The sequence below is a fragment of the Mycolicibacterium psychrotolerans genome (assembly GCF_010729305.1).
Classification (GTDB): domain Bacteria; phylum Actinomycetota; class Actinomycetes; order Mycobacteriales; family Mycobacteriaceae; genus Mycobacterium; species Mycobacterium psychrotolerans.
The window spans coordinates 2,270,689-2,295,190 of sequence record NZ_AP022574.1; the positions used below are offsets into that span (position 1 = coordinate 2,270,689).

General features: G+C 69.8%; 27 protein-coding genes. 12 read left to right on the forward strand and 15 right to left on the reverse strand.

What is annotated here, in order from left to right:
- Positions 1-19: 19 nt before the first annotated feature.
- Genes G6N45_RS11290 through G6N45_RS11300 form a run of 3 tightly spaced genes read left to right on the forward strand, consistent with a single transcriptional unit; the run spans position 20 to position 2,477 of the window.
- Positions 20-559 (forward strand): gamma carbonic anhydrase family protein, encoded by a 540-nt coding sequence (locus tag G6N45_RS11290; protein WP_163722336.1) that lies wholly within the window; start codon positions 20-22, stop codon positions 557-559.
- Between the two features lie 50 nt (positions 560-609).
- Positions 610-1,764 carry an NAD(P)H-binding protein gene (locus tag G6N45_RS11295; protein WP_163722338.1) on the forward strand — a complete coding sequence of 385 codons (1,155 nt, stop codon included), beginning with the start codon at positions 610-612 and terminating at the stop codon, positions 1,762-1,764.
- A gap of 20 nt (positions 1,765-1,784) precedes the next feature.
- Positions 1,785-2,477, forward strand: coding sequence for a CPBP family intramembrane glutamic endopeptidase (locus G6N45_RS11300; protein ID WP_246229068.1), 693 nt, complete (start codon positions 1,785-1,787; stop codon positions 2,475-2,477).
- Here the strand turns inward: G6N45_RS11300 and tet(V) are convergent.
- Together tet(V) and G6N45_RS11310 are read right to left on the reverse strand one after the other, a co-directional pair.
- Entirely contained in the window at positions 2,474-3,733 is a 1,260-nt protein-coding gene (tet(V), locus tag G6N45_RS11305) for a tetracycline efflux MFS transporter Tet(V) (RefSeq protein WP_179965362.1), read from the reverse strand. The two genes, G6N45_RS11300 and tet(V), sit on opposite strands and share 4 nt — an antisense overlap.
- Before the next feature lie 150 nt (positions 3,734-3,883).
- Positions 3,884-4,693: an enoyl-CoA hydratase gene (locus G6N45_RS11310; RefSeq protein WP_163722344.1), complete on the reverse strand. Its 810-nt coding sequence runs from the start codon at positions 4,691-4,693 to the stop codon at positions 3,884-3,886.
- An 86-nt stretch (positions 4,694-4,779) separates the two neighbouring features.
- On the opposite strand from G6N45_RS11310, the gene G6N45_RS11315 reads away from it, so the two are divergent.
- The 3 genes from G6N45_RS11315 to G6N45_RS11325 are packed head-to-tail and all read left to right on the forward strand — an operon-like array spanning position 4,780 to position 7,658.
- Positions 4,780-5,865, forward strand: a complete 1,086-nt coding sequence (locus G6N45_RS11315) for a CaiB/BaiF CoA transferase family protein (protein WP_163722345.1) — start codon at positions 4,780-4,782, stop codon at positions 5,863-5,865.
- Positions 5,866-5,887: 22 nt separating this feature from the next.
- Positions 5,888-6,640 carry a 3-hydroxyacyl-CoA dehydrogenase gene (locus tag G6N45_RS11320; protein WP_057148262.1) on the forward strand — a complete coding sequence of 251 codons (753 nt, stop codon included), beginning with the start codon at positions 5,888-5,890 and terminating at the stop codon, positions 6,638-6,640.
- Between the two features lie 28 nt (positions 6,641-6,668).
- Complete coding sequence (locus G6N45_RS11325) at positions 6,669-7,658, forward strand: NAD(P)H-dependent flavin oxidoreductase (RefSeq protein WP_163722348.1); 990 nt, start codon at positions 6,669-6,671, stop codon at positions 7,656-7,658.
- 49 nt (positions 7,659-7,707) lie between these two features.
- On the opposite strand, the gene G6N45_RS28245 is transcribed toward G6N45_RS11325, so the two are convergent.
- Positions 7,708-7,836 carry a hypothetical protein gene (locus G6N45_RS28245; protein ID WP_156394858.1) on the reverse strand — a complete coding sequence of 43 codons (129 nt, stop codon included), beginning with the start codon at positions 7,834-7,836 and terminating at the stop codon, positions 7,708-7,710.
- Positions 7,837-7,902: 66 nt separating this feature from the next.
- On the reverse strand, positions 7,903-8,481 hold the full coding sequence (locus tag G6N45_RS11330) for a DoxX family protein (RefSeq protein WP_163722350.1): 579 nt from the start codon (positions 8,479-8,481) through the stop codon (positions 7,903-7,905).
- A gap of 107 nt (positions 8,482-8,588) precedes the next feature.
- On the opposite strand from G6N45_RS11330, the gene G6N45_RS11335 reads away from it, so the two are divergent.
- Genes G6N45_RS11335 through G6N45_RS11345 form a run of 3 tightly spaced genes read left to right on the forward strand, consistent with a single transcriptional unit; the run spans position 8,589 to position 12,188 of the window.
- Positions 8,589-10,859 (forward strand): MMPL family transporter, encoded by a 2,271-nt coding sequence (locus G6N45_RS11335; protein WP_163722352.1) that lies wholly within the window; start codon positions 8,589-8,591, stop codon positions 10,857-10,859.
- Complete coding sequence (locus tag G6N45_RS11340; protein WP_163722354.1) at positions 10,856-11,554, forward strand: TetR/AcrR family transcriptional regulator; 699 nt, start codon at positions 10,856-10,858, stop codon at positions 11,552-11,554. The genes G6N45_RS11335 and G6N45_RS11340 overlap by 4 nt, the downstream gene beginning before the upstream one ends.
- Positions 11,535-12,188: a class I SAM-dependent methyltransferase gene (locus G6N45_RS11345; protein ID WP_163722356.1), complete on the forward strand. Its 654-nt coding sequence runs from the start codon at positions 11,535-11,537 to the stop codon at positions 12,186-12,188. Before G6N45_RS11340 ends, G6N45_RS11345 begins: the two co-directional genes overlap by 20 nt.
- Here the strand turns inward: G6N45_RS11345 and G6N45_RS11350 are convergent.
- Positions 12,185-12,898 (reverse strand): NAD-dependent deacylase, encoded by a 714-nt coding sequence (locus tag G6N45_RS11350; protein WP_170312442.1) that lies wholly within the window; start codon positions 12,896-12,898, stop codon positions 12,185-12,187. The genes G6N45_RS11345 and G6N45_RS11350 overlap by 4 nt on opposite strands.
- A gap of 36 nt (positions 12,899-12,934) precedes the next feature.
- Here G6N45_RS11350 and G6N45_RS11355 point away from each other — a divergent pair, with 36 nt between their 5' ends.
- Positions 12,935-13,300 (forward strand): Rv1152 family transcriptional regulator, encoded by a 366-nt coding sequence (locus G6N45_RS11355; protein ID WP_163722358.1) that lies wholly within the window; start codon positions 12,935-12,937, stop codon positions 13,298-13,300.
- 10 nt (positions 13,301-13,310) lie between these two features.
- Here the strand turns inward: G6N45_RS11355 and G6N45_RS11360 are convergent, their stop codons facing one another.
- Positions 13,311-14,141: a class I SAM-dependent methyltransferase gene (locus tag G6N45_RS11360; RefSeq protein WP_163722360.1), complete on the reverse strand. Its 831-nt coding sequence runs from the start codon at positions 14,139-14,141 to the stop codon at positions 13,311-13,313.
- A gap of 15 nt (positions 14,142-14,156) precedes the next feature.
- Positions 14,157-14,681: a DUF1697 domain-containing protein gene (locus G6N45_RS11365; RefSeq protein WP_163722363.1), complete on the reverse strand. Its 525-nt coding sequence runs from the start codon at positions 14,679-14,681 to the stop codon at positions 14,157-14,159.
- 76 nt (positions 14,682-14,757) lie between these two features.
- On the opposite strand from G6N45_RS11365, the gene G6N45_RS11370 reads away from it, so the two are divergent.
- Both G6N45_RS11370 and G6N45_RS11375 read left to right on the forward strand, forming a co-directional pair.
- Positions 14,758-15,201, forward strand: coding sequence for a PPOX class F420-dependent oxidoreductase (locus G6N45_RS11370; RefSeq protein ID WP_163722365.1), 444 nt, complete (start codon positions 14,758-14,760; stop codon positions 15,199-15,201).
- 18 nt (positions 15,202-15,219) lie between these two features.
- Complete coding sequence (locus tag G6N45_RS11375; protein ID WP_057148269.1) at positions 15,220-15,411, forward strand: DUF5302 domain-containing protein; 192 nt, start codon at positions 15,220-15,222, stop codon at positions 15,409-15,411.
- A 4-nt stretch (positions 15,412-15,415) separates the two neighbouring features.
- Here the strand turns inward: G6N45_RS11375 and G6N45_RS11380 are convergent, their stop codons facing one another.
- The 8 genes from G6N45_RS11380 to G6N45_RS11415 all read right to left on the reverse strand — a co-directional run bounded on the left by G6N45_RS11380 (position 15,416) and on the right by G6N45_RS11415 (position 24,378).
- The gene (locus G6N45_RS11380; protein WP_163722367.1) at positions 15,416-16,609 is read right to left on the reverse strand and encodes an MFS transporter; all 1,194 of its coding nucleotides are present in this window, start codon (positions 16,607-16,609) and stop codon (positions 15,416-15,418) included.
- An 86-nt stretch (positions 16,610-16,695) separates the two neighbouring features.
- Positions 16,696-18,327, reverse strand: coding sequence for a monocarboxylic acid transporter (locus G6N45_RS11385; RefSeq protein ID WP_163722369.1), 1,632 nt, complete (start codon positions 18,325-18,327; stop codon positions 16,696-16,698).
- On the reverse strand, positions 18,324-18,686 hold the full coding sequence (locus tag G6N45_RS11390; protein WP_163722371.1) for a DUF485 domain-containing protein: 363 nt from the start codon (positions 18,684-18,686) through the stop codon (positions 18,324-18,326). The genes G6N45_RS11385 and G6N45_RS11390 overlap by 4 nt, the downstream gene beginning before the upstream one ends.
- 141 nt (positions 18,687-18,827) lie before the next feature.
- The gene (locus tag G6N45_RS11395) at positions 18,828-20,570 is read right to left on the reverse strand and encodes a sodium/solute symporter (RefSeq protein WP_163722373.1); all 1,743 of its coding nucleotides are present in this window, start codon (positions 20,568-20,570) and stop codon (positions 18,828-18,830) included.
- Complete coding sequence (locus G6N45_RS11400) at positions 20,567-20,935, reverse strand: DUF485 domain-containing protein (RefSeq protein ID WP_057148273.1); 369 nt, start codon at positions 20,933-20,935, stop codon at positions 20,567-20,569. Before G6N45_RS11400 ends, G6N45_RS11395 begins: the two co-directional genes overlap by 4 nt.
- Complete coding sequence (locus tag G6N45_RS11405; RefSeq protein WP_163722375.1) at positions 20,928-21,713, reverse strand: LytR/AlgR family response regulator transcription factor; 786 nt, start codon at positions 21,711-21,713, stop codon at positions 20,928-20,930. Before G6N45_RS11405 ends, G6N45_RS11400 begins: the two co-directional genes overlap by 8 nt.
- On the reverse strand, positions 21,710-22,927 hold the full coding sequence (locus G6N45_RS11410; protein ID WP_163722376.1) for a sensor histidine kinase: 1,218 nt from the start codon (positions 22,925-22,927) through the stop codon (positions 21,710-21,712). Before G6N45_RS11410 ends, G6N45_RS11405 begins: the two co-directional genes overlap by 4 nt.
- 164 nt (positions 22,928-23,091) lie before the next feature.
- On the reverse strand, positions 23,092-24,378 hold the full coding sequence (locus tag G6N45_RS11415) for an MFS transporter (RefSeq protein ID WP_163722379.1): 1,287 nt from the start codon (positions 24,376-24,378) through the stop codon (positions 23,092-23,094).
- Positions 24,379-24,502 lie beyond the last annotated feature (124 nt).

Genomic DNA, 24,502 nt, shown 5'->3' on the forward strand with positions numbered 1-24,502 from the left:
GCCACCCTACGATGGGGCCATGGCGGAGCCCCTGATTCTTCCCCTCGCCGGACACGCGCCTAGCCTCGACGCCCAGAGTTGGGTCGCGCCGAACGCGACGCTGATCGGCCGGGTGGTGCTGGCCGAGGCGGCCAGCGTCTGGTACGGCGCGATCCTGCGCGCCGAGGCCGAGACGATCGCCATCGGGGCCGGCAGCAACATCCAGGACGGGGTGACGGTGCACGTCGATCCCGGCTTCCCGGTGAGCGTCGGGGCCGGGGTCACGGTGGGCCACAACGCCGTGCTGCACGGATGCACCGTCGGCGACGACTGCCTCATCGGGATGGGCGCGGTGATCCTCAACGGCGCCACCATCGGCGCCGGGTCGCTGATCGCCGCCGGGGCGGTGGTGTCCCAGGGCGCGGTGATCCCGCCCGGGCACATGGTCGCCGGGGTGCCCGCCAAGGTGCGCCGGGAACTCGGCGACGCCGAGAAGGAGGGCATCCGCACCAACGCGCTGCTCTACCAGGAGCTGGTCAAGCTGCACCGTGACGCGGGCAGTGACGGGCCCGTGACGTAGGCAACGCCGGCGACGGGTTCTGATCGAGACGGTTGGGGTACAGCCGTACCGTGGTTACCGTGCGGACATTGGTCACCGGCGCGACGGGATACATCGGCTCCCGCCTCGTCACCGCCCTGCTGGCCGACGGCCACGACGTCGTCGCCGCCAGCCGTAATCCCGGTCGGCTGGCCGACTTCGGATGGCACGACCGGGTTTCGACCGTCGCGCTCGACGCGCATGACGATGCTTCGGCGCGTCAGGCGTTCGCCGAGGCGGGGCCCGTCGACGTCGTCTACTACCTCGTGCACGGCATCGGGCAGCCCGGCTTCCGGGAGGCGGACAACCGAGCCGCCGCGAACGTCGCGGCCGCAGCGAAGGCCGCCGGAGTGCGCCGCATCGTCTATCTCGGCGGCTTCGTTCCCGACGGCCCCGACGGCGGCGCTCTGTCCGAGCACCTGTCGAGCCGCGCCGAAGTCGCCCATGCGCTGCAGATCGACGGGGGACCCGATGTCGTCTGGCTGGGGGCGGCGATCGTGCTGGGCGCCGGTTCGACGTCGTTCGAGATGCTGCGCTACGTCGGCGACCGGTTCCTGTTGCTGCCCATGCCGGAATGGTCGGCCAACCCGCTCGATCCGATCTCGATCCGCGACGTGCTGTACTACCTGGTCGCCGCGGCGCACGAGAACGTGCCCCCCGGGTCGTACGACATCCGCGGACCCGAGACCACCACCTACGGTGACGTGCTGCGAACGTATGCGCGCATCGCCGGGATCTGGCGCGCGCCCGTGCCCGTCTACGGAATCGACACCGGCCTCGTCTCCAAGGTCACCGGAGTCGTGCTGCCCGTTCCGGGCGGGCTGGCCGCCGATCTCGTGGAATCGCTGGACTATCCGATGATGGCTTCGGGTGACGGACTCGACGGCATCGTGCCCCAACCGCCGGGCGGGCTCACCTCCATCGAGGACGCCATCCGGGCGGCGGTGTCGAGTCCGCGGCGCCGGCCCGTCGACAAGCTGGCCGACCCGCACCATCTCGCCGACACCGACCCCGACTGGGCGGGCGGGGACGCGCTACGGCTGCGCCAACTCGCGTGCGCCGTCACGCCAAGCGCCGCGCAGCCGGTCCTCGGCCTGCTCGGCCTGGTGCCCGGACCCGTTGCCGGTGCCGTCCGCACCGGGCTGGATCATGTGATCGGACTGGTGCCGAAGGGGAGCCCTGCGTGAACAACTCCGACCACACGCCGTTGTCCGGCGAGATCATCCAGATTGCGCGCACCAAGGCGCCTGCGTTCAACGAACCACCGTCGCTGATCACCCGGCGCAAGCTCGTCGTCGCGGTGTTCCTGCTGATCGGCGCCGCGCTGCTCGGGTACTCGCTGAGCCGCCCGCCCGGGGACAGTTCCTTCGTGTGGCTCACCCTCGCGCTGGCCGCGGTGTGGGCCATCGGCGCCTACCTGTCCGGGCCGCTGCACTTCGGACACGTGAGCTTCCGCGGCCGCAATCAGCGGCCGGTCATCACCGGCATCGGGGTGGGGCTGGGGCTGGGTGCGGTGTTCGTGCTCGGCGCACTGGTGGCCCGTCAGATACCGCCGGTGCGCGACTACATCACCAGCGTGCTCGAGTACGTCAACACCGGTCCGCTGTGGCTGATCGTGTTCATCACCGTGATCAACGGGCTGGCCGAGGAGATGTTCTTCCGCGGCGCGCTCTACACCGCGCTGTGGAAGTACAAGCCGGTGCTCGTGTCGACCGTGCTCTACGTGATCGCGACGGCCGCCACCACAGGCAACCCGATGCTGGGCTTCGCGGCGGTCATCCTCGGCACCGTGTGCGCGCTGGAGCGCCGCGCCACCGGGGGAGTGCTCGCCCCCATGCTGACCCACTTCTTCTGGGGTCTGGTCATGGTGCTCGCACTGCCCCCGATGTTCGGCGTCTAACGCAGCGGGTGCGCGACCTCGTCGCGCCGCATCCCGGCCGCCCACATCGCGACGGCGGCCAGCACCAGCGGAACCAGGCCCGCGGTGAGGAAGATCGCCTGCATCGACACGACTTTCGACAGCGGGCCGACGATCGCGAACGACACCGGCATGAACGCCAGCGACACGAAGAAGTCCAGACTCGACACCCGGCCCAGCATCAACGGTGGAACCCGCCGCTGGAGCAGCGTGCCCCAGATGACCATGCCGGCCCCGTCGGTCACGCCGATGACGAAGGTGGCCAACGCCATCACCGGGAACGACGACGTCACGCCGACGACCGCGAGCGGGACCGAGCCCACGCTCCACATCACCATCATCACGGTCAGGTACCGGCGCGGCAGGTGCCGCGACGAGACAGTCAGCGCGCCCAGCGCGCTGCCGATGCCGAAGAACGCCAGGACGAACCCGTAGGTCCGCTCGCCGTCGGCGAAGCGGTCGGCGACGACGAACGGCAGCAGCACCTCGATGGGCCCCAGCACCACCAGCACGAAGATGCTCGCGAACAGCAGTGTCCACAGCAGCCACGGCGTGCGCCACACGAAGGAGAAACCCTCCCGCAGGTCGCGCAGGAGCCGCTGGGGCGGCTGTTGTGCCGCAACGTTTCTCGTCGGTGTCCTGGTGGCCAGCAGCAGTGCCAGGCCGACGGCGAAGAGCGCGGCCACCGCGACCGCGCCCACGGCCGGGAACGTCGCAGCGACCAGCAGCCCGGCGATCGCCGGCCCGGCCGCGCGCTGGAACACCGGCCGCACCACGCCTTCGACGCCGTTGGCCGCCAGCAACTGCTCGGCGGGCAGGATCCTGGGCAGCAGCGCGCTGTAGGCGGGGAAGAAGAACGCCGCCGCGACGCCCAGGGCGCCCGCCGCCACGGCGAGGTGCCAGATCTGCAGGGCGTCAAGGAATCCCAGGACGGCGACCGTCGTCACCACCGCCGTGTTGACGGCCTCGACGACGATGATGATCGCCCGCTGGGGCAGCCGGTCAGCGGCCAGTCCGCCCACCAGGACGAAGGCGACCAGGCCCACGCCCAGGCAGGTGGCGACCAGCGACAGCGACGTCGGGTCGTCGTCGAGCGCGATGACCTGCAGCGTCATCACCACGGCCCACATGCCCTCGGCGAAGATCGACAGGGACACCGCGGCGATCAACAGGCGGTACTCGCGGAACCGGAACGGCGCGAGCACACGCCAGCCGGGGTCTGCCACCGGCTGTTCGATGTCGTATTGCGTGCTCACCCAACGATGGTGGCCGATGCCGGTGCCTCGAGTCGAACGATTTTCCGCACGCCTGCGCCCACGAGATCGACGAAATGGCGTGATCTACTCGTCCTTTTTCGCCCAAACGTCGGTTTGGGCGACAAAAGGGGGTCAGGTGTCGGTGAACGTGGCCGCGCGGCGCTGCTGGAACGCGCGAGTGCCCTCACGGAAGTCATTGCCGCCCAACAGCATCAGCTGTCCGCGCTTCTCACGCTCGAGTGCGTCCTCGAGTTCGGTCAGCGTCGCGGCGTTGATCGCGTCCTTGGTCTTGCGCAGTGCGACGGCCGGTCCACCGACCAGTGTCGCGATCACCGCGTCGACCTCGGCGTCGAAGTCGCCCGCCGGGTAGACCGCGCTCACCAGTCCCCAGGCGAACGCCTCGGCGGCCGGGATGCGTTCGGCCAGCAGCGCCATCCGCATCGCCCGGATGCGGCCGACCGCGGCGGCGATCAGCGCCGAGGCGCCACCGTCGGGCATCAGCCCGATCTTGGTGAAGGCGAGCATGAAAAAGGCCTTCTCCGACGCCAATACGACATCGCAGGCCAAGGCGATCGACGCCCCCACGCCCGCCGCGGCGCCGTGGACCACCGCGACCGCGGGCTGGGGCACACGAACGATCGCGCGGATGCAGCGGTTGGCCGCGTCGAGGACCTCGGCCGGGGTGCCTGCGGCGTCCGGGTTGGCATGGTCGGACTCGCTGATGCCCGCGCCCGACGAGAATCCCCGGCCCGCCCCGCCGATGCGCACCACGCGGACCCGGCTGTCGTCCGCGGCGCGTTCGAGGGTCTCGGCCAGGGTGCGCAGCATCGGCGCGGTCAGCGAGTTCAGGCTGTCGGGACGGTTCAGCGTCACCGTCAGCACACCGCCGTCGAGCTGCACGCGGAGGTCGTCGATGCCGGTGTAGGACTCCGTCGTCGTCATAGTCTGGCACCCTAGGTCGGGCGAGAAGGTTATACAAGTAAGCTATGTCGCGGCCGACGGGCGACGGAGACGAAGGGCGGTTGGACATGGCTGGACCTCTGCAGGGATTGCGTGTCGTGGAGCTGGCCGGCATCGGTCCGGGCCCGCACGCCGCGATGATCCTGGGTGACCTCGGCGCCGACGTCGTGCGCGTCGAACGTCCCGGCAAGGGAGGCGGCGCCCCCAGCCGCGACTACCTGCTGCGCAACCGGCGTTCGGTGGCCGCGAACCTCAAGGACCCCGACGACCAGAAGATGGTCCTCGGGCTGATCGCCAAGGCCGACGTGCTGATCGAGGGCTTCCGGCCAGGTGTCACCGAGCGGTTGGGGCTCGGCCCGCAGGACTGCGCGAAGGTCAACGAGCGTCTGATCTACGCCCGGATGACCGGGTGGGGCCAAGACGGTCCGCGCGCCCAGCAGGCCGGGCACGACATCAACTACATCTCGCTCAACGGCACGCTGCACGCGATCGGCCGGGCCGGTGAACGGCCGGTGCCCCCGCTGAACCTCGTCGGCGACTTCGGTGGCGGATCGATGTTCCTGCTGGTGGGGGTGCTTTCCGCGCTGTGGGAGCGGGAACGCTCCGGCAAGGGGCAGGTGGTCGACGCCGCGATGGTCGACGGCAGCAGTGTGCTGTCGACGATGATGTGGGCGTTCCGCGGCATGGGCATGTGGAGCGACGAGCGCGGGGTGAACATGCTCGACACCGGCGCGCCGTATTACGACACCTACACCTGCGCCGACGGCCGCCACGTCGCGGTCGGCGCGATCGAGCCGCAGTTCTACGCCGAGATGCTCGCGGGCCTCGGTCTGACCGACGCCGATCTCCCTGACCAGAACGACATGAGCCGGTGGCCGGAGCTGCGGGCCCGGCTGACCGAGGCGTTCGCCGCGCACGACCGCGACCACTGGGCGAAGGTGTTCGCCGGCACCGACGCGTGCGTGACGCCGGTGCTGTCGTTCGCCGAGGTGGAGTCCGAACCGCACAACACCGAGCGCGACACCTTCTACCGCGAGAACGACTACCTGTATCCGGCGCCCGCCCCGCGGTTCTCCCGCACGGCGCCCACCACGCCGAAGACGCCAGGCGTCCCGGGCGCCGACACCGAAGCTGTTCTGCAGGACTGGGTTTGAGAACAACGAAAGGAACCGATCTGTGGAGATCAAGGACGCCGTAGCCGTCGTCACCGGAGGTGCTTCGGGACTGGGACTGGCGACGACGAAGCGACTGCTCGACCGCGGTGCCTCGGTGGTGGTGATCGACCTCAAGGGTGCCGAGGCGGTCGCCGAGCTGGGCCCGCGCGCCAAGTTCGTCGAGGCCAACGTCACCGACCCCGAGCAGGTCACCGCCGCGCTGGACGCCGCCGAGGAGATGGGTCCGCTGCGCATCGACGTCAACTGCGCCGGGATCGGCAACGCGATCAAGACGCTGGGCAAGGAGGGGCCGTTCCCGCTCGACGGTTTCCGCAAGGTCGTCGAGGTCAACCTGATCGGCACGTTCAACGTGATCCGGCTTGCCGCAGAGCGCATCGCGAAGACCGAACCCATCAACGGGGAGCGCGGCGTCATCGTCAACACCGCGTCGGTCGCGGCGTTCGACGGGCAGATCGGGCAGGCCGCGTACTCGGCGTCCAAGGGCGGCGTGGTCGGCATGACGCTGCCGATCGCCCGTGACCTCTCCCGCGAGCTCATCCGCGTGGTCACCATTGCGCCGGGGCTGTTCAAGACCCCGCTGCTGGGTTCGCTGCCCGAGGAGGCGCAGGCCTCGCTCGGCAAGCAGGTGCCGCACCCGGCCCGCCTCGGCGATCCGGACGAGTACGGCGCGCTGGCGGTGCACATCGTGGAGAACCCGATGCTCAACGGGGAGACGATCCGGTTGGACGGGGCGATCCGGATGGCCCCCCGATGAGCGCTTGCGCGAAGAGAAGGGGCCTGAGGTGAGCATCCGGACGAAGTTCACCGAGACGTTCGGGGTCGAGCATCCGATCGCCCAGGGCGGGATGCAGTGGGTCGGTCGCGCGGAACTCGTTGCGGCCGTTGCCAATTCAGGGGCGCTGGGCTTTCTCACCGCGCTCACCCAGCCGACGCCGGCCGATCTGGCCAACGAGATCGCCAAGACCCGGGATCTGACGGACAAGCCGTTCGGGGTGAACCTGACGATCCTGCCGGCGATCAACCCGCCGCCCTATGACGAGTACCGGCAGGTGATCGTCGACGCCGGCATCACGATCGTCGAGACCGCGGGTTCCAACCCGGCGCCGCATCTGCCGATGTTCCACGACAACGGCATCAAGGTGCTGCACAAGTGCACCTCGGTGCGGCATGCGGTCAAGGCGCAGAGCCTCGGGGTGGACGGCATCAGCATCGACGGCTTCGAGTGCGCCGGACATCCCGGCGAGGACGACATCCCCGGCCTGGTGCTGATCCCGGCGGCGGCGGACAAGATCGAGATCCCGATGATCGCCTCCGGCGGCTTCGCCGACGCCCGTGGCCTGGTGGCCGCGCTCGCGCTGGGCGCAGACGGCATCAACATGGGGTCGCGGTTCATGTGCACGGTCGAGTCCTGCATCCACGACAACGTCAAGCAGGCCATCGTGGCCGGCGACGAGCGGGGTACGGAGCTGATCTTCCGGAGTCTGCACAACACCGCTCGCGTCGCGTCGAACGTGGTGTCGCGGGAGGTGGTGCAGATCCTCAAAGACGGCGGTCAGTTCTCCGACGTCAAGGACCTGGTGGCGGGAGTACGTGGCCGGCGGGTGTTCGATGAAGGCGACGTCGACGCCGGAATCTGGACGGTGGGAACCGCGATGGGCTTGATCAACGATGTGCCGACGGTGGGCGACCTGGTGTCGCGCATCGTGGCCGAGGCCGAAGACCTGATCAGCGGCCGACTGGCCACGATGGTGGCCGAGAAGTCGGCCGTCTAGACAGCCTGACCGAAAGAGCGCGCGTCCGCGAGGGGCGCGCGCTCTTTTGTCACACTGCGGTGGGCAGCTGCTCGTCGTCGAGCTGTTCCGACGTCAGCCCCTCGACGAGTACATCGCCGTGGTAGAGGGCGTCGAAATCAACCTTGATGACATCAGCACTGGTGTCGTCGATCCACATGTACTGAACAGTAACCACCACCTCTAAGGAATCTTTGAGTCTCGATTCGGAAAACTGTGGCAATTCTTACCGCTGGGTAGGGTCGGCCGCGGGCGGGGTGGTGAGGTGGATCGGGTTGACGCCGTAGAGCGCCACCCAGGTGACGACGGCGGCGACCACCGCGAGCACCAGCAGCGCCACCTTCACCCGCGGTGACCAGCGCACACGGCCGGCGAGGCGGGCGTCGACCGCATAGCGACCGGGCCCGGTGAACAGCAGGGCCGCCGCGCCGAGGCCCAGCAGGAACGGCACGTTGAACGGTTCGGACCAGAACGCCGCCGCCGAGACGTTGACCGCCCAGGCGCACAGCATGGAGCTCAGCACGGCGCAGGCACCAAGCGGCGTGACGACGCCGAGCATCAGGGCCACGGCGCCGAGGGTCTCGGCGCCGGTGACCATCAGCGCGGCCAGGGTGGGGAGCCGCCATCCGGCCTCGGCCATGAACCCGACCGTCGTCGAGAAGTCGAAGGCCTTGATCAGGCCGGCCTGTAGCACCGCAGCACCGATGCCGAGGCGCAGGATCAGCAGGCCGACCGCAAGCGTTCGGTCCGCCTGCGGCGGCGGGGCGGTCTCTGCCACGGAGGGGCGCGTGAGTTCGTGGGTCATGTCTGGTGGACTCCCGTGGCCGCCGAATGTCATCGCGGCCGTTGACCCGCGTAGGTTATCGCTGATAACTTAGCGGCGATATTCGGCGACGTGCGAGGAGGGCGCCGATGCTGCACAGGATCGCACGGTTGGCCATCGCGGCTCCGCGCCGCATCCTCGCCGCCGCCCTCCTCGTCATGATCGCCTGCGGCGTGTTCGGGATTCCGGTGGTCGGTCAGCTGTCCGCGGGCGGCTTCGCCGATCCCACCTCCGAGTCCGCGCGCGCCTCCCAGATTCTCGTCGACCGGTTCGGGCAGGGCGACATGGACCTGCTGATCAGCCTGCGGGCCGAGGGCGGGATGGACGCCGCCCGGACGGTCGCCACCGACATCGTGTCCCGCCTGTCGGAGTCGCCCAACGTCGGCGAGGTCACCTCCGCATGGACAGCGCCACCGTCGGCGGCGTCGGCATTGATCAGTGCGGACGGAAAAACCGGTCTGATCGTCGCCGGCATCACCGGTGGCGAGAGCGCCGCCCAACGGCATGCCGAGGAACTCACCGACGCGCTGGTCTACGACCGCGACGGTGTGACCGTGCGCGCCGGCGGCGTGGCCATGACCTACGTGCAGATTAACAGCCAGACCGAGAAGGATCTGCTGCTGATGGAATCCATCGCGGTTCCCCTCAGCTTCGTCGTACTGGTATGGGTGTTCGGCGGGCTGCTGGCCGCGGCGCTCCCGGTGGCCGTCGGCGGCTTCGCGATCCTCGGGTCGATGGCGGTGCTGCGGGCCGTCACGCTGGTCACCGACGTGTCGATCTTCGCGCTGAACCTGTCCATCGCGATGGGCCTGGCACTCGCGATCGACTACACGCTGCTGATCATCAGCCGCTACCGCGACGAGTTGGCCGCCGGCGCCGACCGGGACCGCGCGCTGGTGCGCACGATGTCGACCGCCGGTCGCACGGTCCTGTTCTCGGCGATGACCGTGGCGCTGTCGATGATCGCGATGGTGGTCTTCCCGATGTACTTTCTGAAGTCGTTCGCCTACGCGGGCATCGCCGTCGTCGCGTTCGCCGCACTGGCGGCGATCGTGGTGGCGCCCGCGGCGATCGTCCTCGCCGGAGACCGACTCGACGCGTTCGACGTCCGCAAGCTCGTACGCCGGGTGCTGCACAGACCGGAACCGGCGCCCGTGCCCGTGCCCGTCGAGCGGATGTTCTGGTACCGGTCGACGAAATACGTTCAGCGGCGGGCCATTCCGATCGGCGTTGCCGTCGTCGCCCTGCTCGTAATGCTCGGCCTGCCGTTCCTCGGCGCCACCTGGGGCTTCCCCGATGACCGCGTGCTTCCGCAGTCGGCGTCGGCCCGTCAGGTCGGCGACGACATGCGCGAGAACTTCGCGGTCGACTCGTCGGCCAACGTCACCGTCGTGCTGCCAGACGCCCGCGACGTCACCCCGGCAGACTCGGACGGCTACGCCGCCGACTTGTCGCGGGTCGACGACGTCTCCACCGTCTCCGCGCCCGGTGGCACCTTCGTCGACGGGGCGAGAGTCGGTCCACCGTCGGCGGCGACGGGCGTCGCCGACGGCAGTGCCTTCCTCACGGTCGGCAGCACCGCGTCGCTGTTCACCGACGCCTCGGAGACCCAGCTGGACCGGCTGCACGCCGTCGAACCGCCCGGCGGACGGGAGGCGATGCTGACCGGCCTGGCGCAGATCAACCGCGACAGCTCCGACTCGATCACCTCGCGGCTGCCGACGGTGCTCGGCATCATCGCGGCCATCACGTTCGTGCTGCTGTTCCTGCTCACCGGCAGCGTGGTGCTGCCCCTGAAGGCGTTGGTGCTCAACGTGTTGTCGCTGACCGCGGCGTTCGGCGCGCTGGTGTGGATCTTCCAGGACGGCCACCTCGGGGCGCTGGGCACGACGCCGACCGGCACGCTGGTGGCCAACATGCCGGTGCTGTTGTTCTGCATCGCGTTCGGGCTGTCGATGGACTACGAGGTGTTCCTGGTCTCCCGGATCCGGGAATTCTGGCTGGCGTCGGACCGCAGTACAGCCGCCAACGACGAGAGCGTGGCGCTCGGGTTGGCGCGCACCGGCCGGGTGGTGACCGCCGCGGCCCTGCTGATGTCGATCTCGTTCGCGGCGCTGATCGCCGCGCAGGTCGCGTTCATGCGGATGTTCGGCGTGGGCCTGACCCTGGCCATCCTCGCCGACGCCACCTTGGTCCGGATGCTGCTGGTGCCTGCCTTCATGCACGTGCTGGGACGGTGGAACTGGTGGGCGCCGGCGCCGCTGGCCAGACTGCACGAACGGATCGGGTTGCGCGAGGGCGGCGACGACGGGCCGCCGCCGGCCGCACCCGTGCCGTCGGTGACCGAGGGGCAGCGATGAGCACACCTCCACTGCGGCGGCGCCGCGCCCCGCGCGGATCCGGCGACCAACTGCGCGACGAGATCCTCGACGCCGCGACCGGGCTGCTGCTCGAAACCGGTGACGCGAAAGCGGTGTCGATCCGGGCGGTGGCGCAACGCGTGGGCGTCACTCCGCCGTCGATCTACCTGCACTTCGCCGACAAGGACGCGCTGCTCGACGCGGTGTGTGTGCGGTACTTCGAGAAGCTCGACGACGAGATGCAGGCCGTCGCCGCGGTGGCCGGCACCTCGCCGGTCGACGTGTTGCGCGCCCAGGGCCTGGCCTACGTGCGGTTCGCGCTGAAAACCCCTGAGCTGTACCGCATTGCGACGATGGGGCAGGGCCACCCCGGGAGCGAGGTGGACGTGACGCTGACCAGCTCGGCGTTCACGCACATGCGCGCCGCGGTGCAGGCCCTGATCGACGAGGGCACCTACCCGCCCGGTGACCCCACCACGATGGCGCTCGAACTGTGGACCGCGGCGCACGGTGTGGCGGCGCTGCTGATCTCCCGCCCCTACCTGCCGTGGGGCGACGCCGAGGAGTTCGCGGGCCGGGTGTTGCGCGCGGTCTGCTGCGGACAGGTGGTGTCGGGCGCCATCGCCCCCGAGGAAGCTCCACGCGATACCGTGGCCTGGCTGAGAGAGGTCGTCGATGAGCACAACGGTCGATAATCCGTTCTTCGCGCGCGTGTGGACCGCGATGTCCGCGCGGGAGCCGGAGGCGCTGCGGCGGTTGCGCCGGGAGAACCTCGCCGGGCTGACCGGCCGCGTGCTCGAGGTGGGTGCCGGCACCGGGACCAACTTCGCCCTCTATCCCGGCACCGTGTCCGAGGTGGTCGCCGTCGAGCCCGAACGCAGGCTCGCCGCGCTGGCGGCGCGGGCCGCGACCGACGCGTCGGTGCCCGTCACGCTGACCGCCGAGACCGTGGAGCAGTTCCGCGACGGCGAACCGTTCGACGCGGTGGTGTGCTCGCTGGTGCTCTGCTCGGTGGACGATCCCGAAGAAGTCGTGGCGCAACTGTATTCGCTGCTGCGGCCGGGCGGGGAGCTGCGCTACCTCGAGCATGTGGCCGGCACCGGCGCGCGGGCCCGGCTGCAGCGCTTCGCCGACGCCACGCTGTGGCCGCGGCTGGCGGGCAACTGTCACACGCACCGCCACACCGAGCAGACGATCGCCGCGGCGGGATTCCGGGTGCAGGGACGCCGGGAGTGGACACTGCCGGCGTGGGCGCCCATACCCGTGGCGGAGTTCGCGATCGGCCGGGCCGTGAAACCGGGGGAGCCAGAGAAGCCGGGGGAGCCCTAACCGATCAGCGCGGGCAGGCGCTGCAGCAGCCCCGGCAGCGCCGCCCCGGCCTTCTCACGCAGGCTCACCGTCGCGCTGCTCGTCAGCGGCGTCGGCTCGGGATTGACCTCGATCACCGGGGTACCGCTGGCCACCGCCAGCTCCGGCAGCCCGGCGGCCGGATACACCACCGAACTGGTGCCCACCACCACGACGACGTCGGCGTTGACCACCGCGTCCACCGACTGCTGCCACGCACGGTCGGGCAGCGCCTCGCCGAACCACACCACGTCCGGCCGGATCAGACCGCCGCAGACGCACCGCGGCGGGTCGACCGATTCCACCGGCTCGGGCATGGCGGGCACATCGCCCAGGTACGCGGCTCCGCAACGGTCGCAATGGAATTCGAAGAGACTGCCGTGCACGTGGTACACCAGGTTGCTGCCGGCGCGCTCGTGCAGGTTGTCGACGTTCTGCGTCACGACGTGCACGTCGGCGTAGTCCTCCCACGCCGCGACGGCCCGGTGGGCGTTGTTCGGGGCGACCGCGCCCATCATGTGGTGGCGCCACAGATACCACGCCCACACCCGGTCGGGATGCGCGCGCCAGCCGTCGGCGCTGGAGATCTCGTAAGGGTCGACCTCGGCCCACAGCCCCGTTTCGACGTCGCGGAACGTCGGCACCCCGCTCTCGGCCGAGATACCGGCGCCGCTGAATACCGTCACCTGCACCCCACCAAACTAGCGGCTGTGGGTGATACTGGGCACGTGGCCGAGTTGGGGGATTGGGTGCGCGTCGATCCGCACGCTGCCAGGCCGCTGTTCGACCAGCTCAGAACGCAGATCATCGCCGGTATCCGGGACGGGCAACTGACCCCGGGCACCCGGCTGCCCACGGTCCGCGAACTGGCTGGTCAGATCAATCTGGCAGTGAACACCGTGGCGCGCGCATACCGGGAACTGGAAGCAGCGGGGATTCTGGAGACGCGGGGCCGGTTCGGCACCTTCGTCGCGCGCTCCGATCCGGCCGACTCCGCGATGGCGACCGCCGCGCACACGTATGTGTCGACGGCCAAGTCGCTCGGAGTGGGTAAGGGGCAGGCGATGCGGTACGTCGAGGCCGCGTTCGGCTGAGCCGGGCGGGTCAGCCGAATTCCAGCAGGATGGTCAGCGGCCGCAGCGGGTCCAGCAGCGGGATGCGCTGCCAGGTCCACATCAGGGCGTTGAGGACCCGGCCGCGGGCCGGCTCGGTGGGCAGGTCGTGCACCGCGCGCACCCCGGGGACCCTGTTGACCAGGTCGGCCGCCTCCGCGACCGTCAGCGAGAACGGCATCGGCGGCACCCGGTAGCGCAGCGAGGTGCGCATTCCGCGCCGGGCCAGCGCGGCGAACCCCGACGGCGCCAGGTCGAACATCATCTGGCCGCCGGGGAAGCGGGCGGCGCAGGCTTTCATCAACGCCATCGCCTCGTCGGGCTGCAGGTACATCAGCAGCCCCTCGGCGGTGATGAACACGCCGTGCTGCGGGTCCACCCGGTCCATCCAGCTGAAGTCCAGCGCGGACTGGGCGCACAGCTCGATCCGGTCGGAGGCGGGCAGCAGTCTGCGGCGCAGGTGGATCATCGGCGGCAGGTCCACGCTGAGCCAGCGGAAGTCGTGGCCGACATCGGCCGCGTCGAGTCGGTAGAAGCTCGTCTGCAGCCCCTCGGCGAGCGCGACCACCGTCGCCTTCGGGTGGTCGAGCAGGTAGCGCCGGGTGTGCTTGTCGAACAGCTTGGCGCGCAACGCCATATCCTGCCTGCGGGTGAAGCCGAACTTGGCGAAGTCGAAGTCGATCGAGTCCACCAGGTGGATCGCCATCGGGTCGTCGATGATCGCGTCGGGCCTGCGCGCCTCGCCGGCCCGCACCACCAGCGTCATCAACGCGGTCTCCGACACCCCGGTCAGGTCGGCGGTGTGTTTGGGTGTCTGGTTCATCCGTTCCTCTCTGCGTCAGCCACGCAGGACCCTGTCGATCGTGCGCAGATTGCGGGTGGTGGTCGACGACTTGTAACGCTTCTTGCCCATCGTCTTGCCGATCGCGCTGTCGAGCGTGCTCGTCCGCGGGACCTGCCAGTAGAGCACTCCGGCGCCGACGGCGATCAACTCGTCTGGGCGGGGCTCCTCGCCCAGGGCGGCCAGTTCGCGCAGGACGTCGTCGTCGCTGACGAACGTGACGTAGGAATGGTGGCCGGCCACCTCACGCTCGAACGGATAGCCGGCGGAGATGTCGGCCAGCGCATCGACGTCGTAAACCAGAACCCAAGCCTCGTAACCGAATTCGGCACGTAACGCCTTCTCGGCCTTCGTGCGGACGGTGTTCGCGCCGGCTCTGCTGGTCAGCAGCACATTGCCGCTCGCCAGCAGCGTCTTCACGTCGGTGAACCCGGCCGCCTCGAGTGCCTGCGCGACGGCGGGCATCTTCAGCGTGACTCCACCCACGTTGACGCCGCGCAGGAACGCGGCATACCGCGTCACCGCGCACCACGGGGAAGTGTTGATGGGGCCACCTGTTCGATCATCCCACTGCGAGAGACCGACGTAGGCTCGGGTGATGACCCGCGACGTGTTCGACGACAAGCTGCTGGCGCTGATCGCCGGGAACTCGCTGGGCGTGCTGGCCACCCTCAAGCGCGACGGGCGCCCGCAGCTGTCGAACGTGTCCTATCACTTCGACCCGCGGGCGCTGACGATCTCGGTGTCGATCACCGAACCCCGGGCCAAGACCCGCAACCTGCGCCGTGATCCGCGCGCCGCGGTCCACGTCAGCTCCGACGACGGCTGGGCCTACGCCGTGGCCGAAGGCGACGCGGTGCTGACACCGCCGGCTGCGAACCCGAGCGACGAGACGGTAGAGGGGCTCGTGGCGCTGTACCGGAACATCGCCGGCGAGCACCCGGACTGGGACGACTACCGCCGGGCTATGGTCGACGACCGCCGGGTGCTGATGACGCTGCCGATCGCGCACCTGTACGGGATGCCGCCGGGTCGTCGCTGAGCGGGCTACGCTACGTCCATGGCAGCCAAGGAGTCGGCAGAGTCGTCCGGAGCTCCCGAAGACGAGAACAAGCGCAAGTTCCGCGAAGCATTGGAGCGCAAGAAGGCGCAGGCGGCGGGCGGCGCAGCCCACCGCGACGGCGGTGCCAAGCAACCGCGCGCCCACGGTCCGCTCGAGAACCGGCGCGAATTCCGCCGCAAGAGCGGCTGATACCTCAGACCCGGGCCGGCCGGGCACGCTCCCGCATCAGGATCGCGACCAGACAGCCCGCGGCGAGCACGGCGACCGACACCGCGAACACCACGCCCGAGGTGCGAAGTCCCCACGCCTGCGCGGCCAGTCCCTCCCCGACCACCGGGACGGCGATCGCCACGTAGGCGATCACGAAGTACGTGGAACTGACCTCGGCCCGCCGCTCGGCCGGCGTGCGGTCGGACACCGCGGCCAGGCCGCGGCTGAAGCTGATGCCCTGCCCGACGCCCGCGACGACGGCCGCCGCGATCAGCCCCGGCAGCGACGAGAAGTGCAGTGCGAGGGCGAGAATCGCCATGCCGACGATCAGGATCGCGCAGCCCACCGCGACGGCGCGGCCGGGATCCATCGTGCGTGCGGCCACCTGCGCGACCGCCGAGGTGAGGAAGACCGACCCCGCGATGACGCCGGCCACCGCATGGTTGCCGATGCCGACCACGTCGGCGACGAACGACGGCGCGACGGCGGCGAACAGCCCGGTGACGGCGAAACCGGCGAAGGCAGCCAGGGCGGCCACCACGAACACCGACCGGGCTTCGGGCGGCACCGCCAGCCGCTGCACACCGAGCCTGCCCTCGCGCGGCGACGTCTCGGGCGAACAGAGCACCGCGACCGCGGCCGCCGCGCACAACACGAGGTGGACCACGAAACTCAGATCGAGCGGGCGCGGCGCGTACTGCACCAGCACGCCGGCCAGTACCGGACCGAGCCCGAGCCCGCCGATGTTCACCACCGACGCCACGGCCGCGGCGCGCGACCGCCAGGCCGGCGGCGCCGCCTCGATGACCGCGGCGGTGGCGGTGCCGGTGAACAGTCCCGCCGACAACCCCGACAGCACGCGGCCGATCAGCAGCTCGGTCACCGAGTCGGCCAGCACGAACACGACCGCACTGGCCGCCGCGAACGCGATGCCGGCCAGCAGCACCGGCCGCCGGCCCACCACGTCGGACCACCGGCCGAAAGCCAGCAGCGCGGCCAGCACGCCGCCGGCGTAGGCGGCGAAGATCACCGTCGTCGTCAGCACCTGGAAGTGCAGGTCCTCGGCGAACAGCGCGTACATCGGGGTGGGCAGCGTGGTGCCCACCATGATCGCGGCGAACGCGTAGGCGAGCAGGGCCATCGAATAACGGTGCACGCTTGGTGTCAGCCGGGACATGCCGGGCAGTATTCCGCCGAATGCGCATTCCGGCAGCCCGCTACTCGCGTTTTGCCTGCCGGAATGCACGTTCGGCGGGGGTGGGGTCAGTGCGCGACGGCCTTCTCGGCGCCGATCCCCGTGAGCGACCGCACCTCCATCTCGGCGGCGACCTTCGGGTCCTCGTCATCGGGCGACGTCAGTGTCCCGACGATGCCGAGGATGAACGCCAGCGGGATCGACACGATGCCCGGATTGGCCAGCGGGAACCACGCGAAGTCGGCGCCCGGGATCATCGAGGTCTTCGCGCCCGACACCGCCGGGGAGAAGACGATCAGCACGATGGTCGAGATCAGGCCGCCGTACATGCTCCACAGCGCGCCGCGGGTGTTGAACCGCTTCCAGTACAGCGAGTAGATGATCGTCGGCAGATTCGCGGCCGCGGCGACCGCGAACGCCAGCGCCACCAGGAACGCGACGTTCTGACCGTTGGCCAGGATGCCGAGCCCGATCGCGAACACGCCGAGCACCACCGCGGTGATCCGGGACACCCGGACCTGCTCGTCCTCGGTCACCTTGTGCGACTTCAGGACGCTGGCGTAGATGTCGTGCGCGAACGATGCCGACGCGGTGATCGTCAGACCGGCGACCACCGCGAGGATCGTCGCGAACGCCACCGCGGAGATGACGCCGAGCAGGATCACGCCGCCGAGTTCGAAGGCCAGCAGGGGTGCCGCAGAATTGACTCCGCCTGCGGCGCTGAGGATGCGGTCCGGGCCGACCAGAGCGGCCGCGCCGTAACCCAGCACCAGCGTGAACAGGTAGAAGGCACCGATCAGTGCGATCGCCCAGACCACGCTCCGTCGTGCCTCTTTGGCCGTCGGCACGGTGTAGAAGCGCATCAGCACGTGCGGCAGGCCCGCGGTGCCGAGCACGAGCGCCAGCGCCAGCGAGATGAAGTTGATCTGCGAGGTGAGCGATCCGCCGTACTGCGCGCCCGGGGCGAGGACGTCGCGCTTGGCCACCCCCTCGGTGGTGGCGCCGCTGATCGCCGACTGCGCCGAGCCGAGGATCTCGGAGAAGTTCAGCCCGAATTTGGCGAGCACCATCACCGTCATCACGCCGGCGCCGAAGATCAGCAGGACGGCCTTGATGATCTGCACCCAGGTGGTGCCCTTCATGCCGCCGACCAGGACGTAGACGATCATCAGGACGCCGACCACCGCGATGACGACCGACTGGCCGCTGCGGCTCTTGATGTCGAGCAGCAGCGCGACCAGACCACCCGCGCCCGCCATCTGGGCCAGCAGGTAGAACAGCGAAACCGTCAGCGTGCTCGTTGCCGCCGCCATCCGCACCGGCCGCTGCTTGAGCCGGAAGCTCAGCACGTCGGCCATCGTGAATTTGCCGGTGTTGCGCAGTAGTTCGGCTACCAGAAGCAGCGCGACCAACCAGGCGACCAGGAAACCGATCGAGTAGAGGAAGCCGTCGTAGCCGTATACCGCGATGGCCCCGGCGATGCCGAGGAAGCTGGCGGCCGACAGGTAGTCGCCGGCGATCGCGATGCCGTTCTGCGGACCGGAGAAGCCGCGCCCGCCGGTGAAGAACTCGTCGGCGGTGGCGTTCTTCTTGCTCGCCCGGATCACCACGATCATCGTGATGACGACGAACAGGCTGAAGATGCCGATGTTGGCGACCGGGTTGCCGATCGTCTCGGTCTGCGCGAGGAGGGTTGTCATTTGATCTCACTCTCGAGCTCGGCGCGGATCGCACTGGCGCGCGGGTCGATCTCGCGGTTGGCGAACCGGACGTACAGCCCGGTGATCAGGAACGTGGTCAGGAACTGGCCCAGCCCGATGATCAGGCCCACGTTGATGGCTCCCCAGACCCTGGTGGCCATGAAGTCGTGGGCGAAGGCGCCCAGGACGACGTAGGTGGCGTACCAGATGAGGAAGAAGGCCGTCATCGGAAACACGAAGCGGCGCAGCCTGCTTCGCAATTCCTGGAACTCGGGGCTGGCCTGGACTTCCAGATAGCGTTCCCCAGAGATGAGCTCAGGGTTGGCTTCCGGACGTATCGGAAGGTCGGTTTCGGACACGGTGGTCTGCTCCTGACTGCTGTGAACCGGCTGTGCCCAGGACGGTAGTTGAGATGCAGGTCACAAAAACAGGCTCAATGGGGTCCAGACGACGAGCTCGGGCGGCTGTGCGGTGAGCGGTTGGTCGACGACGACGAGCGGCTAACCCTTCGGTACGCGTTCGATCACCATGCCCAGATTCTCGGGAAGATGCATCCGCGCGAACGTCTGCGCCACATCGGCGGGCACCGTCGCGCGGGTGAGGCGGCTGACCACGATCATGGTCGCGAACGCGAGCGGCACACTGACCGCCGCCGGGTACCCGATCAGCACGGCGGGCCACCCCCCGGCGAGGTCGTCGTCGACGCCGCCGGCCACCGCGACCGTCACCGCCACCCCCGACAGCAGCCCTCCGATCGCGAGCCCGCACGCGGCGCCGGCCGCGGTGAGACCGCGCCACCAGATGCCGAGCACCAGCAGCGGGCACAGCGTCGACGCCGCGACGGCGAAGGCCAGGCCCACACTGCGGGAAAGCTCCAAACCCCCGGAGGCCGCCAGTGCCAACGGAATCGGGATGACGCCGCCGATCACCGCGGCGATCCGAAAGTCGCGCACCCGGCCCGCCAGCACGTCGGTGGCCAGGGCACCGGCGAAGCTGACCAAGAGACCCGACGACGTGGCGAGGAACGCCGCGATCGCACCCGCGGCCACCAGCGCGGCGAGCAGTTGTCCGGCCGGCCCGCCGATGGCCGACCCCGGCGCCAGCAGCACGGCCGCGTCGGCGGCGCCGGTGATGAGCAACTGCGGCACGTACAGCCGCGAGAACACCCCGAGCAGCGTGGGGAACAGATAGAACAGCGACAGCAGCGCGATCACCGCCAACGCCGTGCGCCGGGCCGCCCGGCCATCGGGGTTGGTGTAGAAGCGCACCAGCACATGGGGCAGACCCATCGTGCCGAGGAACGTCGCGACCATGATCGACACGACCTGATACAGCGGATGGTCCCCGCCGAGGCCACCGCCCGAGGCGATCCAGTCCGCGCCGGTGCTCGGCGCGCCGGCCACCACCGGCGTGGCCGCGCCGGCGGCGAGCGTCAGCGTGCTTCCCGCGCTCAGCCTGTGGGGGCCGGCGGCGCCGATGGGGTCGCCAACAACCGACCGCCTGTCCAGCGTGCCGGTGACCGTGATGCCGCCGGGTTCGGCGACCTGGACCACGACGTCGGTGTCGATCGCGACGGTGGTGGTCTGCTGCACGGTCGGCGGCAGCGGCCCGCCGAGTTCGCCGCCGCGGTCGGTGAAGAACAGCCCCGCGAGCGCGAGCGCGGGGATGGCGACCGCGGTCAGCTTGAGCCAGTACTGGAAGGCCTGCACGAACGTGATCGAGCGCATGCCGCCGGCGACCACGTTGGTCAGCACGATCGCGCCGACGGCCAGCGGCCCCAGCCACACCGGGGTGCCGAGCAGGGTCTTCAGTGTCAGGCCGGCGCCCTGGTACTGCGGTACCAGATAGAAGATGCAGATCACGACGACGACGAGCATCGCGATCTTGCGCAACCGCGCCGAGCCGAGCCGGAACTCCGCGAAGTCGGGAACGGTGTAGGCCCCCGAGCGGCGCAGCGGCGCGGCGACGAACAGCAGCAGCCCGAGATAGCCTGCGGTGAAGCCGACCGGATACCACAAAGCGTCGGCGCCGTATTTGGCGATCAGCCCGGCCACCCCGAGAAACGAAGCGGCCGAGAGATATTCACCGGAGATGGCCGCGGCGTTCCACTGTGATCCGACTGTGCGCGACGCGACGAGGAAATCGGAGGTGGTGCGGGAGAAGCGCACCCCGTACGCGCCGATCGCGATGGTGGCCAGCGCCGCGGCCAGCAGCGCGGCGGCGGTCAGCGGTGAGCCGGTCACGGTTCGGAGTCGACGACGCCGACGAAGTCGCGCTCGCCCTGCTCGGCGAGGCGCACGTACGCCCACCCGATGCCGTAGAGCAGCGGATACACCAATCCGGCCAGCACCAGCCAGTTCAGCCGGACGCCGAACACGGTCACCGCACCCAGCCCGGGGAACAGCGCGTTGAGCACCGGGATAGCCCCGACCAGGCACACCACCACCGCGCCGAGGCGCAGCGCCAGCCCCAGCTGTGCCCGCACCAGCCCGCGCACCAGGGCGTCACCCACCTGCGTCTGCTCCTGTACCTCGACGCGGGTGCGCACCATCCGGGCGCCCCGGCGATGCGCGAGCACCACCCGTTGCCGTTGCGGCCGTTCACTCATCGGCGCCTCCGGGTCGCAGGCTGCGCATCGGCGTACGCACCACGCGGTCGCGCAGTTCCCGGGCCTGACGGCGGCTGACCGGCAGCTCGATTCCGGGCGAGGCCCCGTTGGCCCGCATCCGGACGAGCACGGCGCCGTCCACGGTGCGCAGCCCGGTCACGAAGCGCAGCGCGACCAGATAGGAGCGATGCACCCGCTGGAAACCGTGGTCGCGCCAACGACTCTCCAGTGTGCTGAGCGGTATCCGGACCAGATGGGCCCCGGACGCGGAGTGCAGCCGGGCGTAGTCGCCCTCGGCCTCCACCCAGCCGATGCTCGCCCGGGGCACCAGGTGCGTGATCCCGCCGAGTTCGGCCGGGACGACGTCGGATTCGGCGTCGTCCCGCTCGGGTGCCGCCTCCTCTGCGGGCCGGGCCGAGGTGACCCGGCGCACCGCCTCGTCGAGGCGGTCCTCGCGGATCGGCTTGAGCAGATAGTCCACCGCGCCGACGTCGAACGCGGCGACGGCCTTGTCGTCGTGCGCGGTGACGAACACGATGGCCGGGCGTTGTGCGTAATGTGCCAGCACCCCGGCGAGTTCGATGCCCGACAGACCCGGCATGTTGATGTCGAGAAAGACGGCGTCGATGCGGCGGTGGTTGAGTTCGCGCAGCGCCGAGGTGGCGTCACCGGCCCGGAACACCTCGCCGATGCCGGGATGCCGGCCGAGCAGGTAGGCCAGCTCGTCGAGCGCGGGCACCTCGTCGTCGACGGCCAGCACGGTGAGCGGCTTGGTCATTGCTTGCCCACTCCGAACGCCCCTCCGTCGGCCCGCACACCCGACCGGAACTTCGGCACCCGCATGATCACCTTGGTGCCCGCCCCGATCGCTGTCTCGACCACCAGACCGTAATCGTTGCCGAAGGCCGCTCGCAGGCGATGGTCGACATTCGTCAAGCCGACGTGGGCCGAGGCGCTGTCCGCGCCGTCGGACAGCGCGTCGCCCGGGCCGGAGCGCAACGCGTCGGGATCCATCCCGACCCCGTCGTCCTCGACGGTGATGACGCAGTCGGAGCCCTCGTCGCGGGCGACCAGTTCGATCGAGCCGCTGCCGCGGCCGGCGAAGCCGTGCCGAACGGCGTTCTCCACCAACGGTTGTAGAGCCAGGAACGGCACGACGACGGTGAGCACCTCGGGCGCCACCTGCAGCGTCACCGTCAATGCGGTGCCGAACCGGGCGCGCTCCAGGGTGAGGTAGCGGTCGATGTTGCGCAGCTCCTCGGCCAGCGTGGTGTACGGGCCTGCCGCGCGGAAGGAGTAGCGGGTGAAGTCGGCGAACTCGAGGATGAGTTCCCGTGCGCGGTCGGGGTCCGTGCGCACGAACGAGGCGATGGTGTTCAGCGCGTTGTAGATGAAGTGCGGGCTGATCTGCGCGCGCAGCGCCAGCACCTCGGCGCGGTCGAGCCGAGCGCGCGACGCGTCGAGTTCGGCCAGTTCGATCTGGCTCGCCGCGTAGCGGGCCACCTCGCCGACGGCGCCCAGCATGCCGGGACCGGGGGAGTGCGTCGTCACCACGACCAGCACGCCCAGCCGGTCGCCGGCGTCGGTCAGCAGCGGCTGGGCGACCACGGCCGTCGTCGCGGCGGGCGTCATCACCCGCCGCTCACCCGACAGCGATTCCCGCGCGGCACCGTCGCACGCGGCGATCACGTCGGCGTCCCAGACGGCGTCGTCGTCCGGATCGCGGGCGAGCAGGCGCCCGTCGCCGTCGAACAGCGCGAGTCCGTCGGTTCCGGTCAGGCCACGCAGGAACGGAGCCGCCGTGCCCGCCGAGGACGCGGTCAGGCCCTGCCGCAGAGCCCGGGCGGCCAGAGACGCGGTGTGCAGTGCGGTGTGCACGGCCCGCTCCGTCGGGGTGGCCACCACCCGCCGGGTGCGCACGGCCAGCACCACCGCGGCGACCGCGACGACGATCAGCGCGGCGGTCAGGGCGATCGCGAGCTGGCCGGACATCGATTCGTGCTCCTCGCGTGCTGGTGGGCTCACCTTAAACCTGCGGGCGCGACGAAACTGCTCATTCGACCGGCGTCAGCGTGGGGCGAAATCCTCGTGAGTTCCTTGGTACTGCGGGGGTTTGCAGGAGTCCGTATCCCGCGATCTCTGCATAGTGGGATCGGTTACCGTGCGGGGCGGTGATGCGTCTCGTACATGCGCAGCGCGACGATCATTCCCGACGCGGCGGTCAGCGCGGCCACTGTCCAGATGGCGGCGCGGATGCCGAGGAGGTCGGCCACCAGACCGGTCACGAGTGCGCCGACCGCGAAACCGCCGTCGCGCCACAACCGGTAGGTGCCGACCGCGCGGGCACGCCAGGCCGGGTGGGCGACGTCGCCGATCGCGGCCAGCAGGGTGGGGTAGACCATGGCCGTGCCGACTCCGAGCAGCAGCGCGGCCATCGCCCAGATCGTGAAATGAGCACTCCAGGCGAATGTCGCCAACGCGATCGCCTGCAGCCACATTCCGGCCGCGATCATCCATTTGCGCCCCCAGCGGTCCGACAGCGCCCCGGTGAAGAGCTGTCCCACCCCCCAGACGGCGGGATACAGCGCTGCCAGCACCCCGATGCGCCCCACCGACAGTCCAGCGCCGGCGAACAGGATCGGGAAGAGTCCCCACGCCAGGCCGTCGTTGAGATTGTTCACCAGTCCGGCCTGGCTGGCCGACGACAGCGCAGGTTCCCGAAAGCTGGTCTGAACGAACACTTCCCGGTTGCTCAGCCGCTCGTGCAGGTGGTCGTGGCGACCGTCGGCGCGCGCGACATGGGTGGCAGCCTCCAGTCGGGCATGCCCACGGGTCTCCCGGACGAATACGCTCGACAGGCCCAAGCCCAGTGAGGCGAAGGCGATTCCCAGGAAGAACGGGGCCGGACGCAGTCCGTAGACCTCGCCCAGGTAGCCGGTGGCCAGGGCGGTCAGCGCCACCGCGCCGTAGCCGGCGGCCTCGTTGAGGCCCATCGCGAAGCCACGACGAGCAGGTCCCACCAAGTCGATCTTCATCACCACCGTGGTCGACCACGTCAGCCCCTGACTGACCCCGAGCAGCACGTTTGCGACCACCACCCACGCCCACGACGGGGCCCACATCAACAGCAGCGGTACCGGAACCGCGACCAGCCATCCGATGACCAGGACCGGCTTGCGCCCGAACCGGTCGGACAACGTGCCCGCGATGTAGTTCGTGGCGGCCTTTGCCAGGCCGAATGCCAGGATGAAGGACAAACCGGCGGAGTAGGCCTGCACACCGAACTCGCGCTCGCCCAACAGCGGCAACACCGTGCGTTCCTGGCCCAACATCCCCCCGACCAGGGCGTTGACCGTCACCAGCAGGGTGAATTGAGCGGCGTTCTGCCGCAACCCCAGCTCGACGGGACGATGGCGATGGGTTGCCTTGTGCGTCGCGTGCATGGTGTACCTCCCGAGTCGCCCGGTCGCAGACACGGCGATCGTGATCGTCGGTCAGCTTTCCGGCACGCGATCCAATATACCCCCATGGGTATAGGTGGTAAGCTCGGAACTCCTCGGGCGTTCG